Raw genomic sequence first — 16,059 nt, 5'->3', positions numbered from 1 at the left:
CACGAGCCGGCGACGCTCGTCCGGGTCGTCCGAGGCGGCAGTCGGCGACGGCGGTATCGATCACGATGCGGGGGAAGCGGCCGGTCTTCAGGGCTGCCGCGGTGGTGGCGGCCCGCTCTGCTCCGTCGGCAGGATGGATCACCGCGGGAATACGGCGCGGCTGGTCGAAGCCGATGGTGATCGACCGTTCGGTCAGTTCCGGGCCGCCGACCCGGCCGTGGTCAGGCAGCTCCACGCGGAGCGCCCTGTCAGGGCAGCGCTCGCATCGTCTCCGCCAACTGCGGCACGTCGTCCTCCGCCCTGCTACGGAGCTGCATCTCGGGGAGTTCGGCTTCGAGCGTGGCCATGGCAGACCGTGGGTTCTTCGCGGAACTTGCCGGCCGCTTCCTCGATTTCGCTCTTGAAATCTGTCCGCGTCAGCGATTGCGTGACGTCCCTGTTGGTGATGCTACCGAGGCTCCGGTTCTCACCCAGCAGACTGCCGACGTCCGCCGGCAGCGGCAGGCAAGGGGTCAGCGAACCCAAGAACCGGGGAGGTCTGCACGGATGAGCTCAAGGTCGGCAACCGCGCATCCGCGTGCGTGGATCCAGCACTGGTCCTGCAGGCCGTCCCGGCGCAGCAATCGGCCAGGGGCCGCATACCAGCGTACGGGTGAGTCCTCCTCGCTCGCCCACATCACATAGTCAGGCAGTTCGACCCGGGCGTAGCGACCGTGGAGGCGCGGCACCAGCGCGTCTGGTAGCTCGCAGGCGTCGTACAGGGTGTCGTCTCCGAAGAGCGACTCGCTCAGCACCATCTCGACCCACGCCAGGGACATCCGGTCGAGGAAGGGCATCCAGCCCTGGTGTGATTCCACCACCACCGGAGGGTCGTCCTGCTCGATCTGAGCGAGGGGAATCGCCCACGACGCGCAATCCTGGTTCTCGCGGCGGAAGACCAGGACGCCTCCCAGGGCGTCGTCGACACAGAGCCCGGCCGGGGGTACCAAGGGGTCCTGCTGTCGGGTCAGGGCGTCTCGGCGACCCAGAAGTGCGTATCCCTCCCACAAGGCAGCGGGGAGTTCGATGCCGAGGTCGCTCTCCGCGGCTCTCAACTCGTCCACAGAGCAGCCGTCTTCGGACTGCAGAGGGCAGCCGATCCACTCACGAGCGAACCAGCGCACGAAGTCCCAGGCCTCCGAGCGACCAGTCACCCCGCCTCCCAGTACCACCGACACGTCATGACCATCCAGCATGCCGAGGAGGCTACGCTCGCCGGGCCTGGAACCTCACGTCGGAACCAGTGTGAGTAGGTGGGGGGTGGGGAACGGCAAAACATCTCCAGTCCCGAGCCGGCTGCCGGGGCCTGTACGACCCACCCCCCATGGCCGCGAATCCCTCACGATCTCCGTCCGGCCCATCACACCGCACCGTATCCCCCGCCACTGACAACACAGCCGGTCCGACGACGGCCGGCGCGCACCTGGAGGTCACGTCAACTTCAAGACCGCTTCAGGAGGGCGGGCAGCCGAACCAGTGCACCCTGCCGTTGTCGGAGGTGTAGCCCATGCACCTGACGGTGCTGTCGCGCAGGGTCTCGGTCCGGGCGACGCCTTCGTCCAGATGCTCCGACTTGTAGTAGGTCTCGACGAGGGTGTCGATCTCGATGGTGTACCAGCGGCGCTTGTTGTTCGGGATGCTGCAGTTGTGGCCGATCACGTCGGTGCCGGGCCCCTCGTGCCACATGTCCCGTTCGGCGCGGTCGCAGTACGCCCTGCCGGTGGCGTTGGCGGTGCCGGCACCGGTGCCGAGCAGGGCCGTCGCGCCCATGGCCACCGCCGCAGCAGCGCCGAGCAGGCGCTTCAGAGTGAGATTCATCGATTGGTCCTCCTGCCAGCCGTGGTGACGGTCGGGAGTCCCCACGTCACCTTAAGGTGATGATCACACTTATCCGGGATATCCGGCCCGGCAGCCGACGGCGCAGTCCCCCGACCCGGTGACGTCGGTGCTGCCAATGCAGCAGGCCGCGGTCGCACCCTCGGCCGGTCGCCAGGCGGGCCTGGTTCGTGCCGGGGCGTACGTTCGACCCATGACGCTCTTCACGGAATCGCCGGTGGCCCAGTGAGCGGCTGGTGGTCCTACCTGGAGGATCAGACCCGCCAGGCGGTCGATGCCCATGTGCTGCGCGACCGTCGGCTGGTTGCCGTCAAGGCCGTGTGGGAGGCCCTGCGCCCGCTCGGACTGGGAGTGATCGACGCGGAACGGGTGGTCCACTCGCGCTACGAGGTCCTCGGCGATCGCGTGAGGCGTACACAGCCCGATCCGCTCGACGTCGCCTCACTCGCAGCCCGTGCTGCCGCCCACCCGGGCCGGGTGGCCGCGGTCGAGGCTCTCTGGGACGGCGACACCGTCCACGACTGGTTCGTGCTCCTGGTCGCGGTCCTGGAGGACCCGTCCGGGGAAGGCCACCTGGCGACCGTCCACCACCGCGCCGGCGGGCCTCCGCCGGGAGCCGCCGCCGACACGGCAGGACGGGCCTTGGCCCACTCCCTCGGCGTGCCGTTCCACTTCGCCTCCCCGGACGTCCCTGACGACGAGGCACCGCGATGGCGGACAGTCCAGCGTCTGCCTGATGACCCGTCACCGGAAGCGCAAGCGGATCTCGGGTAGACCCACGGGGGGTCCGACCGGGAACAAGCCCCAGGTGTGTTCGGCAAAGGGCAAAAGCAAAGGCAAGGAGGTCACCCACTCCTTGCCACTCTCAACGTATAGCGCACAGGGGGCCTTGCGGCAAGGCCCCGGTCGTGCTGCACAATCTCCGGCCGAAGCCAGAACCTGCGGAAATCCGGGCTCCGCGATGCGCTTGCGGGCACGCGGCGCGGAGCCTTTTTGAAGGGGGGACTTGATGTTCGACGTGATCATTGCCGGTGGCGGACCGACCGGCTTGATGCTGGCCGGAGAACTGCGGCTGCACGGCGTGAAGGTGCTCCTGCTGGAGAAGGAGGCGGAGCCGGCCCCGTACGTCCGGGCGCTGGGCCTGCACGTGCGCAGCATCGAGGTGATGGATCAGCGCGGTCTGCTGGAGCGGTTCCTCGCGCACGGCAAGCAGTACGGGGTCGGCGGCTTCTTCGCCGGTATGGTCAAGCCCGCGCCCGAACGGCTGGACACCCTGCATGGCTACGTCCTCGGCATCCCGCAGACGATCACCGATCGCCTGCTGGCCGAGCACGCCGTCGCTGTCGGCGCCGAGATCCGGCGCGGCTGCGAGCTGGTCGGGCTGAGCCAGGACGAGGACGGGGTGAGTGTCGAGCTGGCCGACGGCGCGCAGCTGCGCTCGCGCTACCTCGTCGGCTGCGACGGCGGCCGCAGCACGGTGCGCAAGCTGCTCGGCGTCGGCTTCCCCGGTGAGCCGACGAAGGTCGAGACACTGCTGGGCGAGATGGAGGTGGCCGTACCGCCGGAGGAGGTCGCCGCCGTGGTGGCCGAGGTCCGCGAGACTCACAAGCGGTTCGGTCTCGGGCCCTTCGGGGAGGGGGTGTACCGCGTCGTCGTACCCGCCGACGGGCTGGCCGAGGACCGCTCGGTACCGCCGACCCTCGACGAGTTCAAGCAACAGCTGCGGGTGTTCGCGGGCACCGACTTCGGGGTGCACTCACCGCGCTGGCTGTCCCGCTTCGGTGACGCCACCCGGCTGGCCGAGCGCTACCGGGTCGGCCGGGTGCTGCTGGCCGGCGACGCGGCGCACATCCACCCGCCGACCGGCGGGCAGGGGCTCAACCTCGGCATCCAGGACGCGTTCAACCTCGGCTGGAAACTGGCCGCCGAGGTGAGCGGCTGGGCACCGGAGGGGCTGCTGGACAGCTACCACGCCGAACGGCACCCGGTGGCCGCCGACGTGCTGGCCAACACCCGCGCGCAGATGGAGTTGCTGTCACCCGAGCCGGGTCCCCGGGCAGTGCGCCGACTGGTGTCGGAACTGATGGACTTCAAGGAGGTGAACCGGTACCTGATCGAGAAGATCACTGCGATCGGGGTCCGCTACGACTTCGGCGAGGGCCATGACCTGCTCGGTCGGCGAATGCGGGACGTGGAGCTGAAGCGAGGGCACCTGTACGCGCTGATGCACGGCGGCCGCGGACTGCTGCTGGACCAGACCGGGCGGCTCTCGGTGGCGGGCTGGGCGGATCGCGTCGACCACGTCGTCGACGTCAGCGAGGACCTGGACGTGCCGGCGGTACTGCTCCGGCCGGACGGCCACGTGGCGTGGGTCGGCGAGGATCAGCAGGATCTGCTCCGCCGGCTGCCCAAGTGGTTCGGCGCCGCCGTCCGCTGAGCGCGTGCATTTCACTCACGGGCGACTGCCCAGTTGCAAGCTTTCGGATTCGAGTTATTTACTGGTAGGTACAAAATGGAACTCCCGACGGCAGGGTGGCGGGGCATACAGGCCGTGGCAGCGGCCCGCCCCCTTCACTTCCGCGTCGCCGCAAGGAGGCGAGCCACATGCTCGCGATTCACCTCACCCGGTTCGGGGAGCCTGAACAGAGCCTGAAGGTGGTGGACGTTCCCGAGCCAGGGGCTCCCGCCACCGGCCAGGCGCTGGTCCAGGTCGAATACGCCCCGCTGGACCACCACGACCTGCTCCTGGCGCAGGGCGTCTATCCGGTCCGCCCCGAACTGCCCAGCGCCATCGGCAACGAGGGAGTCGGCACAGTGCTGGCCGTCGGGCCGGACGTCACGCACGTCCGGCCCGGTGACACGGTTCTGCTTCCCTTCGGCACCTTCGCCTGGTCCGAACAGGTCCTGGCGGTAGCCGCGAAGTTGACGGTCGTGGACAAGTCCATCGGCCTCGACCAGGCCGCGATGCTCACCATCAATCCCACCAGCAGGCCGTCGTGGCCCACCCAGGGAAGGCTGCGCGGCCGATACCGGCCGGTGTCGAGGCCACCGGCGTGGCGGCGGCGATCGGCCCGCATACGCAGATGGCGCCCGGTGTCGAGGTCGGCAGTCGCGTGACGGTCTTCCCTCAGCCCGGGGCGTGGTCCCAGTGGATCGTGGCGGACGCCGATGTGGTCGTCGCCGTACCGGACAAGCTGTCGGACGAGGTCGCCGCGCAGATGCTCGTCAATCCGCTCACCACCGTGATGCTGCGGCGTGAGGCCGAGGAGCATCAGGCGTTCGGATACGACGGTGTGCTGGTGCAGACCGCAGCGGGCTCGTCGGTCGGGCGGCTGGTGACCGGCGCGTGCGCCATGCGTCACCTGGCGCTCGTCAACGTGGTGCGCAGCGACCGTGGTGCCGCGGAGCTGCGTAAGCGGTTCCCGGATGTTCCCGTCGTGGCGACAGAGCATCCCGGCTGGGCCGATGAGGTTCGCAGGGCAGCCGCCGGGCGTCCGGTGGTCGTGGCCTTCGACCCGATCGGCGGGAAGCTGACAGAGAGTCTTCTGGACCTGCTGGCGCTAGGCGGGAAGCTGGTCACCTACGGGCAGATCGCCGAGGAGCCGATCTCGGTACACGTGTCGACGCTGCTGCACAAGTCACTGACACTGCGAGGCAAGAACATCGGCCGCTGGCTGTCCGAGGTCTCCGCCGAGAGGCGGGCAGCCGATGTCGCCGCGGCGAAGCAGACCGCGCCGGCGCTCAGTGACCAGTTCGACGTGGCCGCGACGTACGGCCTCGACGATCTGGCCGACGCCGTGGAGCACGTGGTCCGGCCTGGCAAGGTCGGTACGGTCCTCGTCCGCCCCTGATGGTTCCCGCTGGGCTCGATCAGGCACCGGCCGAGGACGGGGAACGGAACGCACGCACGTCCGTCGACACGCGAGGCAGAAGCGCCAGAGCCTGCTCTGCGGCCCCGTTGACGACCTCCGGAGCGGCTCCCGCCTTGCCCAGGGCCTCAAGCCCCCGTAGCACGGCGAGGAGAAGGCTTGCGAGGCTGTCCGCGTTCGCGTCGGCGTCCAGCGAACCCTCCGCCTGGGCCCGTGCGATGCAGTCCCGCAGCGCGCTGTGCAGCCCCCGGACAGTGGCCGCGGTCCGCTCGGTGACACTCTCGTCGACGGACGACAGTTCCGCGGCGCTCCTGGCCATCATGCAGCCGCGCCGCTCCACGTCCCCGCCGATGCCTTCGGCGACGTGGAGTACATGCCGCTCCAGCTGAGGCAGGGCTGGGCCCGGGCCGCCCAGAGCTGCGCGCCAGATGCCGAGCGCGTCGCCGTTGTAGCTGTCCAGAGCGCGTAGGAACAGCGCGTGCTTGTCGCCGAAGGCTCCGTACAGACTTCCGCGGCCCAAGCCCGTTACGGCGCTCAGGTCATCGACGGAGGTGCCGTTGTAGCCCACCGCCCAGAACTGGTCGCGGGCAGCCCGCACAACCTCTTCTTCGTCGAACTGTCGAGGCCGGGCCATGGAAAAACTGTACGCCGCGTACAAGACATCGCGCGGCGACGACGGAGCGCTGCCGGTGTTGCCCCGTCAAAGACGTGATGCGGTTCGGACGAGGCCGGCGACCGCTCTCGACCGGCTGTGCGGTGGCCACGCGATCACCGTCGTGACCGTCGGCGCGTCCAGTACCGGCACGGCGGCGACGTCGCCCCGCAGGTGGGCCCGGGACGACTCCGGCGCGATCGCGCAGGCACGGCCGAGCGCGACCAGCTGGAGCAACTGCGTGTGGTCGCGGACCTGGGGACCGGGGCCGTCCGGGTACGTCCCGTCGGGGCGGGGCCAGCGCGGCAGGGGCAGGCCAGGCAGCTCGGCGACGTCGGCCATGCGCAGGTGGGGCCGGCCGGTGAGGGGATGCCCGGCCGGCAGGACCACGACCTGCCCTTCCGTGCACAGCTCTTCGGTGTCGAACCCGGTCGTCGAGTCGAACGGCCGGTGCAGCACAGCCACGTCCGCCCGGCCGTCGCGCAGCAGCCGTTCCTGCTGGCCGGGCCCGCACAGGAGCACATCGACGGTGACGGCATCGGGTTCGGCGGCGTAGGCGTCGAGCAGCTTCGCCAGTAGTTCGCTGGACGCGCCGGCCTTCATGGCAAGGACCACTTCGGCGTGGCCGGTCGCGGCCAGGGCAGCACGGCGGGTGCGACGCTCGGCGGCCTCGACCGCGTCCAGCGCCGCCCGGGCCTCCCGAAGGAGCACCAGCCCGGCCTCGGTCAGGGTGACCGCGCGGCTGGTGCGTTCCAGCAGCGTCGCCCCGAGGCGCCGTTCCAGCTGGCGGATCGCCCGCGACAGCGGGGGCTGCGCGATCCCGAGCCGCTGCGCGGCCCTGCCGAAGTGCAGCTCCTCAGCGACGGCGACGAAGTACCGCAATTCCCGCGTCTCCACGCCGCAATGCTATCCGGCCGCCGACCGGGATTGATACCCGTGCGGTATCGCCGCCCACCCAATGGGTGTTGGACGCTTGGGCGGGGCCCGGAAACGATGGGACGTATGACTGAACAGACGATCGCGCTGGTGACCGGCGCGAACAAAGGCATCGGGTACGAGATCGCGGCCGGTCTGGGCGCTCTCGGCTGGGCCGTCGGGGTCGGCGCCCGGAACGAGGAGCGTCGCGAGGCCGCTGTGGCCAAGCTGCGTGCGGCCGGCGTCGACGCGTTCGGCGTCCCGCTCGACGTGACCGACGACGCGAGTGCGACCGCCGCGGCCGCGCTGATCGAGGACCGGGCCGGACGCCTCGACGTGCTCGTCAACAACGCCGCCATCACCGGCGGCGCACCGCAGATGCCCACCACGGTCGACCTCGCGAGGGTGCGGGCGGCCGTGGAGACCAACGTGGTCGGCGTCATCCGCGTCACCAACGCGATGCTGCCGTTGCTGCGCCGCTCGGCGTCGCCGCGAATCGTGAACATGTCCAGCAGCGTCGGCTCGCTCACCCTGCAGAGCACTCCCGGCGCCGAGACGGGCCCGATCGCCGTCGCCTACGCGCCGTCGAAGACCTTCCTCAACGCCGTCACGGTCCAGTACGCCAAGGAACTGCACGACACGAACATCCTCATCAACTCCGCCTGTCCCGGCTTCACGGCGACCGACCTCAACAACTTTCGCGGCGTCCGCACCCCGGAACAGGGCGCGGCGATCGCGATCCGACTCGCAACGCTGCCCGACGACGGCCCGACCGGCCGCTTCTTCGACGATGCGGGGGAGGTGCCTTGGTGACCGCTCGACGCGCCTCCCACTGACGGTGCGCGGCAGCGGCGGCCGCTGCTCCGTCGCCCAACCTCCGGAGGCACCCCCTCCGGTTGCATACCGGGAACGGTCGGTCACCTTCTGTTCACCCGAGGAACCGGGGAACGTGGAATTCCGGGAGCACGCTCCCCGGCGTGAGACGAATCGCGGGAATAGTCCTCGCGGTCCTGCTGATCGGTGGCGTGGTGGCCGCCGTCGTCGCGGGGCGGCATGGTGAGGACAAGGGCACGGCAACGAAGACCGTGCGTGGAGTGATCGGATCGGAGAAGGCCGAGTTCTTCGCCGATCCCGACGTGGTGAAGGCCCTTGCCGCCAAGGGCTTCACCGTGAAGACGGAGGCGTCCGGGTCCTGGGCCATGGAGGGCCTGAACCTCAAGGGGTACGACTTCGCGTTCCCCTCCAGCAAGGCGCCCGCCGACCAGCTGGCCGCCAAGTACCACGTGCAGGAGCCGCTGCCCCGGCCGTTCTACTCGCCCCTCGTGGTCGTGGCCCATCGCAGCGCGGCCGACGTGCTCGCGGCCAACGGCCTGGCCGTGCTCGACGGGAAGAGCCGGGGCACCCTCAAGATGGGCGCGTATCTCGATGCCGCCCGGCACAACCGCACCTGGCAGCAGCTCAAGGGGGCCTCCGCCCACGGCGAGTTGACCGGCACGCTGTACATCGCGAGCACCGACCCGGAGTCCTCCAACTCGGGCGCGCTGTACCTCGCCGCCGCGTCCTATGTGGCGAACGGCGGCAAGGTGGCCGCGGGCAAGGCGGACGTGGACCGCACCGCACCCCTGCTGCACCAACTGGTCAGCGTTCAGGGCGCCCAGCAGTCCAGCTCGGACGCGGTCTTCCGGGACTTCATCAGCGGCGCCGGAAACCCACTGGTGCTCGTGTACGAGTCACAGGTCGCCTCGCTGCTCGCCGAACAGCAGCCCAGCTCGGACGCAGACGACCTCGTGGTGCTCTACCCGGACACCACTGTCAACAGCGACCACACCGTCGTACCGCTCGACGCGAACGGCCGGGCGCTCGGGGAGCTGCTCAGCACCGACCCGGCCCTGCGCAAGCTCGCCGTCCGGCATGGATTCCGGCCGCAGGGCGACGCCGCCGAGTTCGTCGCGGCCACCGCAAGCCGCACCGCCTACCTCAACCAGAAGCTGACCGGCGTCCGGCAGGCGCCCGTGCCCACCTCCGCGGTGCTGCACGAGATGGCCCGCCGGGCGCGCGGATGACGGGGGATCTGCAAGTGACCGGCAGGGACAACGAGTTCACGCTCACACCGCCCAGCGACAGCGAGTTCACCCTCACCCCGCCCGAGGCCGTCACGCCCGTGCCGCGGGACAGGGCCGGCGGACTCGTGCCCGTCGAGGACAGCGTCCGTACGGACATGGCACGCAAGGCCACCGCCTATGTCGAGGGACTCGCCCAACTCGACGCCCGCTCCCCCGAGTTCGCGGGCAAGGTCGGGGAGATCACCGCTCTTGGCTCCGGTGAGATGCGCACCGCCACCGCCCAGTCCAACCGCATGCTGGAGCGGGCCGTGCGCAGCCTGCCCGACAAGGGCGGGGACGCCCAGTCGAAGGTCGCCGGCTCGCTGGTGGAACTGCGCCGGGTCGTCGAGGACCTGGACCCGCGTGACCTGCCCGCGAGCAAGGGCCGCAAGTTCCTCTCCAAGCTGCCCGGCGGCAACAAGCTGCGCGACCATGTCGCCAAGTACGCCTCCGCGCAGGGCACCCTCAACAAGATCGTGGGCTCGCTGCGCGGCGGGCAGGACGAACTGCGCCGGGACAACGCCGCGTTGCAGGCCGAGCGGGTCCGGCTGTGGGAGACCATGGGCAAGCTCCAGGAGTACGTGGTCCTCACCCAGGCCCTCGACACCGCCGTCGAACAGCACATCTCCGGTGTCGGGACGGGCGACCCCGAGGCCGCCGACACGCTCCGCGCCGACGTGCTCTTCCCGGTCCGGCAGAAGCACCAGGACCTGCTCACCCAGCTCGCGGTGTGCGCACAGGGCTACCTCGCGATGGATGTCGTACGCCGCAACAACGACGAGCTGATCAAGGGCGTCGAGCGGGCCGCCACAACCACCGTCTCGGCCCTGCGCATCTCCGTGATGCTGGCCTCCGCGCTCGACCACCAGAAGAAGGTCGTCGAGCAGGTCAACGCCCTGCGCGGCACCACCGAGGACCTCATCCGCGGCAACGCGGAGATGCTCGCCACACAGAGCGGCGAGATCCAGCGCATCGCCGCCGATCCGGCCGTGGGCGCGGAGACGCTGCGCTCGGCGTTCCAGCAGATCTACCGCACCCTCGACGCCATCGACACCTACAAGGTGCAGGCGACGGAGGCGATGGCCTCGACGGTCCAGTCGCTGACGGACGAGCTGCAGAACGCGAGCGCGTACCTGGAGCGCAGCCGGTCGCAGGGCGCCCTGGAGGGCGGACTCGCATGACGAGACGAACCACCCGCGCACTCGCGCTGCTCGCCACGACGGCCGCTCTCCTGACCGCCTGCACGGCCCAGGAGCACAGCCAGGACGACTCCACCGCACCCAGGCCCGGCACGCTGCGGATCCTCGCCTCCAGCGAACTCAGCGACATGACCGCCGTCTTCGACCGTGTCCGCAAGGACACCGGCGTCACCATCCGGCCCACCTACATGGGCACCCTGGACGCCGTCGACCTGGTCGCCAAGGGCAAGGCCGACGGGGCGTACGACGCGCTGTGGCTGTCCTCGGACGACTATCTGCGGCTGCGCCCCGACGCGGCGAAGAAGGTGGTCTCCGAGACGCCGGTCATGTCCAGCCCGGTCGCCATCGGCGTCAGGAACGCCACCGTCCGGGCCCTCGGCTGGAAGCCCGAACAGGTCACCTGGTCGCAGATCGAGCAGGCCGTACAGGACGGGAAGCTGACCTACGGCATGACCGACCCGGCCCGCTCCAACTCCGGCTTCTCCACCCTCGTCTCGGTCGCATCGGCCCTGTCCGGCGCCCAGTCCGCGCTGACGGACGCGGACGTCGCCAAGGCCACGCCGAGGCTGAAGAAGTTCTTCCGGGGCCAGAAGCTGACGTCGGGTTCGTCGGGCTGGCTGGCCACGGCGTACAAGCGGCGCGGCAACGTCGACGCCCTGCTCAACTACGAGTCCGTCCTCAAGGGCATTCCGGGCCTGACGGTGATCCGCCCCAAGGACGGCGTCGTGACCGCCGACTACCCGCTGTCCTCGCTCACCGCGAGCGACGCCGGTACTCGCGAGGACGTCCGCAAGGTGGCGGACGACCTGCGCACCGCCGCCGTGCAGAAGCTCATCACCGACACCACCCACCGCCGCCCGGTCGTCGCCTCGGTGGCTCCCGCGTCCGGCCTGGACACCGGCCGACGGCGCGAACTGCCCTTCCCCGGCAGCCGTTCCGTCGCCGACGGACTTCTCGACTCCTACGAGAACGAGCTGCGTCGTCCCTCGCGCACGGTGTATGTCCTCGACACCTCCGGCTCGATGGAGGGCGACCGGCTCGCGGCGCTGAAGAAGGCACTGACCGACCTCACCGGCGACTTCCACGACCGCGAGGAGGTCACGCTGATGCCGTTCGGCTCGGACGTGAAGAGCGTACGGACGCATGTCGTGGACCCCAAGGACCCGAAGGCCGGCCTCGACGCCATCCGGCGGGACACCGACGCTCTCGACGCCGACGGCGACACCGCGATCTACACCTCGCTGGAGAAGGCCTACGACCATCTCGGCGCCGACCGCGACACATTCACCTCGATCGTGCTGATGACCGACGGCGAGAACACCACCGGCGCCAAGGCCGGGGACTTCGACGGCTTCTACCGCCGGCTCACCGGCACCCGGCGGGACATCCCCGTCTTCCCGATCGTCTTCGGCGACTCCGACCGCTCCGAGCTGGCCCATATCGCCGACCTGACCGGCGGCCGCCTCTTCGACGCCCAAAAGGGCTCGCTGGACGGCGCCTTCGAGGAGATCCGTGGCTACCAGTAAGGTCCTCGGCTATCTCGAATCCCGCAAGAACCTCGCGGGCGGCGCCTGTGGCCTGCTCGGCCTGGTGCTGACCTTCACCGGGGTCGCGGGCCCGTACTGGCCCGTCGTGGTGGCCGGGCTCTACGGCGCGGGCGCGCTGATCGCCCCGCCGGAGCGGCCGGCCCTGCCCGACTTCCCGAGCCCGTCGGCGCAACTGGACGCGGTGCGCGAGGACTTCGCCAAGCTCGGCGGCTATCTCACCGATGTCGACCTGCCGCCGGCACCGCGCACCCGGCTCACCGAACTGACCGATGTGCTGGGCGCGCTGCTGGAGCCGGGCTGGGTCGCCGAGGTGCTCGCCCAGGACCCCGAGGCCGTGCACGCCCTGTCCCGGGCCGTACGGCAGGACGTCCCCGAGGCCGTCGACACCTTCGTACGCACCCGGTGGTGGACCCGGCTGGCCCCGGGCACCGAACCGCCCGAGCGGCAGCTGGAGCGGCAGCTGGATCTGCTGCGGCAGGAGGCCGAGCGGCTGGCGGCGGAGCTCGGGGAGACCGAGGCCCGCCGCCAGGAGTCCCACACCCGGTACCTGGAGGACCGGGGCGGGAACCGGAACGGCGAACTCAGCGCGTGACGTTGACGGTCGCCGACGCCGTCGAGCCGGTGTGCAGGTCGTCACCCGGCCAGCTGACGGTGTAGGTCACCGAACGCCGGGTGCGCGGCAGGTCGTCGATGGTGAACGTGCCGTCGGCGGCGGCGGTCACCGACGACAGGGTGCCCGTGCCGAGCCGGTCCGTGCGCTGGACGGTCAGCGTGGCCCGCTCGGGGAGTGCCTTGCCCTGGGCGGTGAACGTGCCGGTGATGTGGACGCCGCCGCTCATCGTGGCCTCCGCGGGAGCGGTCAGGGCGATCGAGCTGGCTGCCTTGCCGACCGTCACGGTGTGGGTGAGGTCGGTGGCGGGACGGTGGGTCAGGTCACCGAGGAAGGAGACAGTGTACGTGGCCTCCCCGACCCGGTCGGGCTCGTCGAGGACGGTGAAGGTGCAGTCGTCCTTGACGATGGCGGTGCCGAGCCGGTGGGTGCCGGTCGCGTCCTTGCGTACGGCGGTCACCTTCAGCGGCTCGGCGGGCGCGGGCCCGTCCCACTCCAGTCGGCCGCGCACGGCCAGCGGCTCGCCCGCGACCGCCTGGGCGGGGCTGTGGGTGAGGTCGCCGGTGAAGCGGGTGTCGTACTGGGCGGCCGGGGGCTGGATGACATGCAGCCAGTACTCGGTGCCGCCTGCGCTCTGGGTGATCGCGAAGAGCCGCGCGCCGTCCTGGGACCAGGCCAGGCCCCGCGGGGTGACCGAGCCGCCGTCGAGGCTGCCCTCGAAGGCGAACTCCAGCGGCGGCGTGGCGTCGGTCGGGTCGGCGCTCTGCACCAGCAGGTCGGGGGTGCTGCCGGTGGCCTGGGCGCCGCGGGCGAGGTACTTCCCGTCACCGCTGAAGGCGACCGCGGTGGCGTTGGCGCCGTCGGGCAGCGCCTGGTACTGGTCCGGCGCGTTCGACAGGTCTCCGGCGTTCAGCAGCCGGGTACCGGCGGTGGCGTCGGCCACGGCGACCTTGCTGCCGTCGGCGTTCGCCGCCATGTCCTTCAGGTCGAGGGCGCCCTTGCCGTCGGTGTCCGCGAACCGGCGGGAGCCGTTCCGTACCGGGGTGGTGCCGCTGACATCGAACGAGGCGAGGAACGGGTCCGCGGCGCCGCTCTCCTTGGGCTGGCCCATGAGGAGACGGTTCTGCCCACGGGCGCCGGGGGCCAGCTGGAGCCGGCCGACGTCGTTCCAGCCGGTCCGGGAGACCGTGCCGTTCGTGAGCATGTCGAGGCCTGTCGAGGCCGTGGCGCACTGGTAGGGCTGGAAGACGTATGCGTCCGTGCTCCACACCGTGCCACCGGCGAAGGCGAGTTGGCGACCGCACGTGTCGTAGGCGGCGCTGTACGCCCCGTTCTGCTGGAGCGTGTCGGTGTCGTAGTTGACGACGCGGCCGCGCTCGCCGACGTACAACGTCGTGGAGTCCTCGCTGAGGGCCAGGCCCGAGACTGTGTTCTCGTGCTGGAACGAGGTGACCTTCTGGCCCTGGAAGTTGTAGACCAGCACGGTGCCGACGTACTGGCCTTCGTGCTGGTCGGCGATGTAGATGCGCTGGTGCACGGAGTCGACGGCCAGTCCCGAGTACGACGAGATCGGCAGCTTGGCCACGGCGTCCTCGGCAGCCGCGTGTGCCGCGGGCGCCGCCGCGACGCTCAGGCCGGTCCCGGCGAGTACGGCGGTGAGCAGCGTGGCCGCGAGCCGTCTGGATCGGTGTGCTGTATTCAACTGTGCCCCCCACAGGCTTGGTTGGGCAGCTCACTGGTGTCGGTGAGACGCCCGTGAAGACCATGGAACAGGGGTGAAGATCCAGCGGGCAAGGGGGCGCGCGACACCGGGCCCCGCAACGGCTCGCGCCTCGGCGAAGCGTTACCAATCCGATCACACTCGTGCATATAGCATCAAGACGACGCAAATGTTGCCGGCAGATCACCGCGCAGCTCGGGAGGCATCATGAGTCAGCAGCCGGTTCCTCTCCCCTACACCGACCCGGCCTTCGTCGCGGACCCCTTCCCGTTCTACCGACAGCTGCGCGAGGCGGGCCCGGTGCGGTGCGCCGTCCTCGCCGGCGGCCTGGAGGCCTGGCTGGTCACGCGCTACGAAGACGGCCTCGCCGCGCTGTCGGACCCACGGCTGAGCAGCGACGTCCGCGACGCGTCGGACCCACGTCTCGTGCAGCAGCTGCCCACGGCTGAGCGCGAATCCTTCCTGCGCAACATGCTCCGCGCCGACCCACCCGATCACACCCGGCTGCGCCGCCTGGTCTCGAAGGCGTTCACCGCGCGCAGGGTGGCCGAGCTGCGGCCCCGCGTTCAGGCGATCGCCGACGGCCTGCTCGACACGGTCGTCCGGGCCGGCCACGCGGACCTCGTCGAGGACTTCGCACTGCCGCTTCCGGTCACGGTGATCAGTGAGCTCCTCGGGGTGCCCGCGGCGGACCGGCGCGACTTCCAGCGCTGGACCGACGACATGACCAGGCGCGCCGTGGAACCGCCGGACCCGGCCGTGGTGGACGAAGCGTGGCGGCACATGCGCTCGTACCTCACCAGGCTCCTGGAGGCCAAACGAGCCCGGCCGGGCGACGACCTGCTCAGCGCGTTGATCGTCGCCCGTGACGAGGAGCAGCGGCTGGACGAGGACGAGCTCATCGCCATGGCGTTCCTGCTGCTGGTGGCGGGATACATCACCACGGTCAACCTGATCGGCGGCGGCATCGCCGCACTGCTCGCCCACCCCGACCAGCTGCGGATGCTGCGGGACGACCCGGCGCTGCTGCCGGACGCGATCGAGGAGTTCCTCCGCTACGACGGGCCGGTCAACCCCGGCATCGCCCGGTTCGCGCGCGAGGACATCGAGATCGCGGGCGTGACGATCCCGCGCGGAGCGACCGTACTGATCGCCTCCGCCATCGCCGACCGCGATCCGGAGCGGTTCCCCGATCCCGATCGCCTGGACATCGGCCGCCGGGACAACGCGCACCTCGCGTTCGGGCACGGCATCCACTACTGCCTGGGGGCACCGCTGGCCCGGCTTGAGGGACAGGTCGCCATCGCCACCGTCCTACGCCGTCTCCCCCATCTGGAGTTGGCCGTGCCACCCGGCGAACTCCGCTGGCGGCCGGGCGGCCTGCGCGGCCCCGAGCACCTGCCCGTCACCTTCACCCCCGGCGGCCCGGCTCCGGCCTCCACGACCCCTACGGGAACGACCGTCGACACCACCACCCCACAACCCGTGCCACCCTCTGGCGGACACGCGTAGACCTCGGGCACCATCTCCCTGCACCGCCTGCACAGCCGCTCCAGAGGAAGCACGGCCA

Annotated in this window: 15 protein-coding genes; 10 read left to right on the top strand and 5 right to left on the bottom strand. The window is 70.5% G+C overall.

Features of this window, described 5'->3' with window-relative positions; translation table 11 throughout:
* Positions 1-512: 512 nt before the first annotated feature.
* Together ACZ4EG_RS43020 and ACZ4EG_RS43015 are read right to left on the bottom strand one after the other, a co-directional pair.
* Positions 513-1,193, bottom strand: a complete 681-nt coding sequence (locus tag ACZ4EG_RS43020) for an SMI1/KNR4 family protein (protein WP_467794516.1) — start codon at positions 1,191-1,193, stop codon at positions 513-515.
* A gap of 298 nt (positions 1,194-1,491) precedes the next feature.
* Positions 1,492-1,857 (bottom strand): PH domain-containing protein, encoded by a 366-nt coding sequence (locus tag ACZ4EG_RS43015; protein ID WP_467794515.1) that lies wholly within the window; start codon positions 1,855-1,857, stop codon positions 1,492-1,494.
* A gap of 243 nt (positions 1,858-2,100) precedes the next feature.
* Between ACZ4EG_RS43015 and ACZ4EG_RS43010 the strand changes: the two genes are divergently transcribed.
* The 4 genes from ACZ4EG_RS43010 (at position 2,101) to ACZ4EG_RS42995 (ending at position 5,726) form a co-directional block, all read left to right on the top strand.
* A complete protein-coding gene (locus ACZ4EG_RS43010; RefSeq protein WP_467794514.1) occupies positions 2,101-2,649 on the top strand; it encodes a hypothetical protein in 549 nt (182 codons plus the stop codon).
* Positions 2,650-2,884: 235 nt separating this feature from the next.
* Positions 2,885-4,312, top strand: a complete 1,428-nt coding sequence (gene rox / locus ACZ4EG_RS43005; RefSeq protein ID WP_467794513.1) for a rifampin monooxygenase — start codon at positions 2,885-2,887, stop codon at positions 4,310-4,312.
* 167 nt (positions 4,313-4,479) lie between these two features.
* Positions 4,480-4,992, top strand: a complete 513-nt coding sequence (locus tag ACZ4EG_RS43000; protein WP_467794512.1) for an alcohol dehydrogenase catalytic domain-containing protein — start codon at positions 4,480-4,482, stop codon at positions 4,990-4,992.
* Positions 4,989-5,726, top strand: a complete 738-nt coding sequence (locus ACZ4EG_RS42995; protein ID WP_467794511.1) for a zinc-binding dehydrogenase — start codon at positions 4,989-4,991, stop codon at positions 5,724-5,726. Before ACZ4EG_RS43000 ends, ACZ4EG_RS42995 begins: the two co-directional genes overlap by 4 nt.
* 19 nt (positions 5,727-5,745) lie before the next feature.
* On the opposite strand, the gene ACZ4EG_RS42990 is transcribed toward ACZ4EG_RS42995, so the two are convergent.
* A complete protein-coding gene (locus ACZ4EG_RS42990; RefSeq protein ID WP_467794510.1) occupies positions 5,746-6,378 on the bottom strand; it encodes a TetR/AcrR family transcriptional regulator in 633 nt (210 codons plus the stop codon).
* Between the two features lie 66 nt (positions 6,379-6,444).
* Complete coding sequence (locus ACZ4EG_RS42985; RefSeq protein ID WP_467794509.1) at positions 6,445-7,293, bottom strand: LysR family transcriptional regulator; 849 nt, start codon at positions 7,291-7,293, stop codon at positions 6,445-6,447.
* Positions 7,294-7,398: 105 nt separating this feature from the next.
* On the opposite strand from ACZ4EG_RS42985, the gene ACZ4EG_RS42980 reads away from it, so the two are divergent.
* From ACZ4EG_RS42980 to ACZ4EG_RS42960, 5 genes are all read left to right on the top strand, one after another.
* Entirely contained in the window at positions 7,399-8,124 is a 726-nt protein-coding gene (locus ACZ4EG_RS42980) for an SDR family NAD(P)-dependent oxidoreductase (protein WP_453557698.1), read from the top strand.
* Between the two features lie 164 nt (positions 8,125-8,288).
* Positions 8,289-9,374: a hypothetical protein gene (locus tag ACZ4EG_RS42975; protein ID WP_467794508.1), complete on the top strand. Its 1,086-nt coding sequence runs from the start codon at positions 8,289-8,291 to the stop codon at positions 9,372-9,374.
* A complete protein-coding gene (locus ACZ4EG_RS42970) occupies positions 9,371-10,594 on the top strand; it encodes a toxic anion resistance protein (protein WP_467794507.1) in 1,224 nt (407 codons plus the stop codon). The genes ACZ4EG_RS42975 and ACZ4EG_RS42970 overlap by 4 nt, the downstream gene beginning before the upstream one ends.
* Positions 10,591-12,138, top strand: a complete 1,548-nt coding sequence (locus ACZ4EG_RS42965) for a vWA domain-containing protein (protein WP_467794506.1) — start codon at positions 10,591-10,593, stop codon at positions 12,136-12,138. Before ACZ4EG_RS42970 ends, ACZ4EG_RS42965 begins: the two co-directional genes overlap by 4 nt.
* Positions 12,125-12,751, top strand: coding sequence for a hypothetical protein (locus ACZ4EG_RS42960; RefSeq protein WP_467794505.1), 627 nt, complete (start codon positions 12,125-12,127; stop codon positions 12,749-12,751). The genes ACZ4EG_RS42965 and ACZ4EG_RS42960 overlap by 14 nt, the downstream gene beginning before the upstream one ends.
* Here ACZ4EG_RS42960 and ACZ4EG_RS42955 read toward each other — a convergent pair.
* Entirely contained in the window at positions 12,741-14,471 is a 1,731-nt protein-coding gene (locus ACZ4EG_RS42955; RefSeq protein WP_467794504.1) for an Ig-like domain repeat protein, read from the bottom strand. The genes ACZ4EG_RS42960 and ACZ4EG_RS42955 overlap by 11 nt on opposite strands.
* A gap of 225 nt (positions 14,472-14,696) precedes the next feature.
* Between ACZ4EG_RS42955 and ACZ4EG_RS42950 the strand changes: the two genes are divergently transcribed.
* Complete coding sequence (locus ACZ4EG_RS42950) at positions 14,697-16,001, top strand: cytochrome P450 family protein (protein ID WP_467794503.1); 1,305 nt, start codon at positions 14,697-14,699, stop codon at positions 15,999-16,001.
* Positions 16,002-16,059: the final 58 nt, after the last annotated feature.

The organism is Streptomyces sp. NPDC025638, from assembly GCF_055558775.1.
This window is presented reverse-complemented; position numbering and strand designations above follow the sequence as displayed.

What these genes read in the sequence shown, in the direction of transcription:
- ACZ4EG_RS43015 (WP_467794515.1), bottom strand. Translation starts at nt 1,857, where the DNA reads ATGAATCTCACTCTGAAGCGCCTGCTCGGCGCTGCTGCGGCGGTGGCC.
- ACZ4EG_RS42965 (WP_467794506.1), top strand. Translation starts at nt 10,591, where the DNA reads ATGACGAGACGAACCACCCGCGCACTCGCGCTGCTCGCCACGACGGCC.
- ACZ4EG_RS43000 (WP_467794512.1), top strand. Translation starts at nt 4,480, where the DNA reads ATGCTCGCGATTCACCTCACCCGGTTCGGGGAGCCTGAACAGAGCCTG.
- ACZ4EG_RS42990 (WP_467794510.1), bottom strand. Translation starts at nt 6,378, where the DNA reads ATGGCCCGGCCTCGACAGTTCGACGAAGAAGAGGTTGTGCGGGCTGCC.
- ACZ4EG_RS42980 (WP_453557698.1), top strand. Translation starts at nt 7,399, where the DNA reads ATGACTGAACAGACGATCGCGCTGGTGACCGGCGCGAACAAAGGCATC.
- ACZ4EG_RS42970 (WP_467794507.1), top strand. Translation starts at nt 9,371, where the DNA reads ATGACGGGGGATCTGCAAGTGACCGGCAGGGACAACGAGTTCACGCTC.
- ACZ4EG_RS42950 (WP_467794503.1), top strand. Translation starts at nt 14,697, where the DNA reads ATGAGTCAGCAGCCGGTTCCTCTCCCCTACACCGACCCGGCCTTCGTC.
- rox (WP_467794513.1), top strand. Translation starts at nt 2,885, where the DNA reads ATGTTCGACGTGATCATTGCCGGTGGCGGACCGACCGGCTTGATGCTG.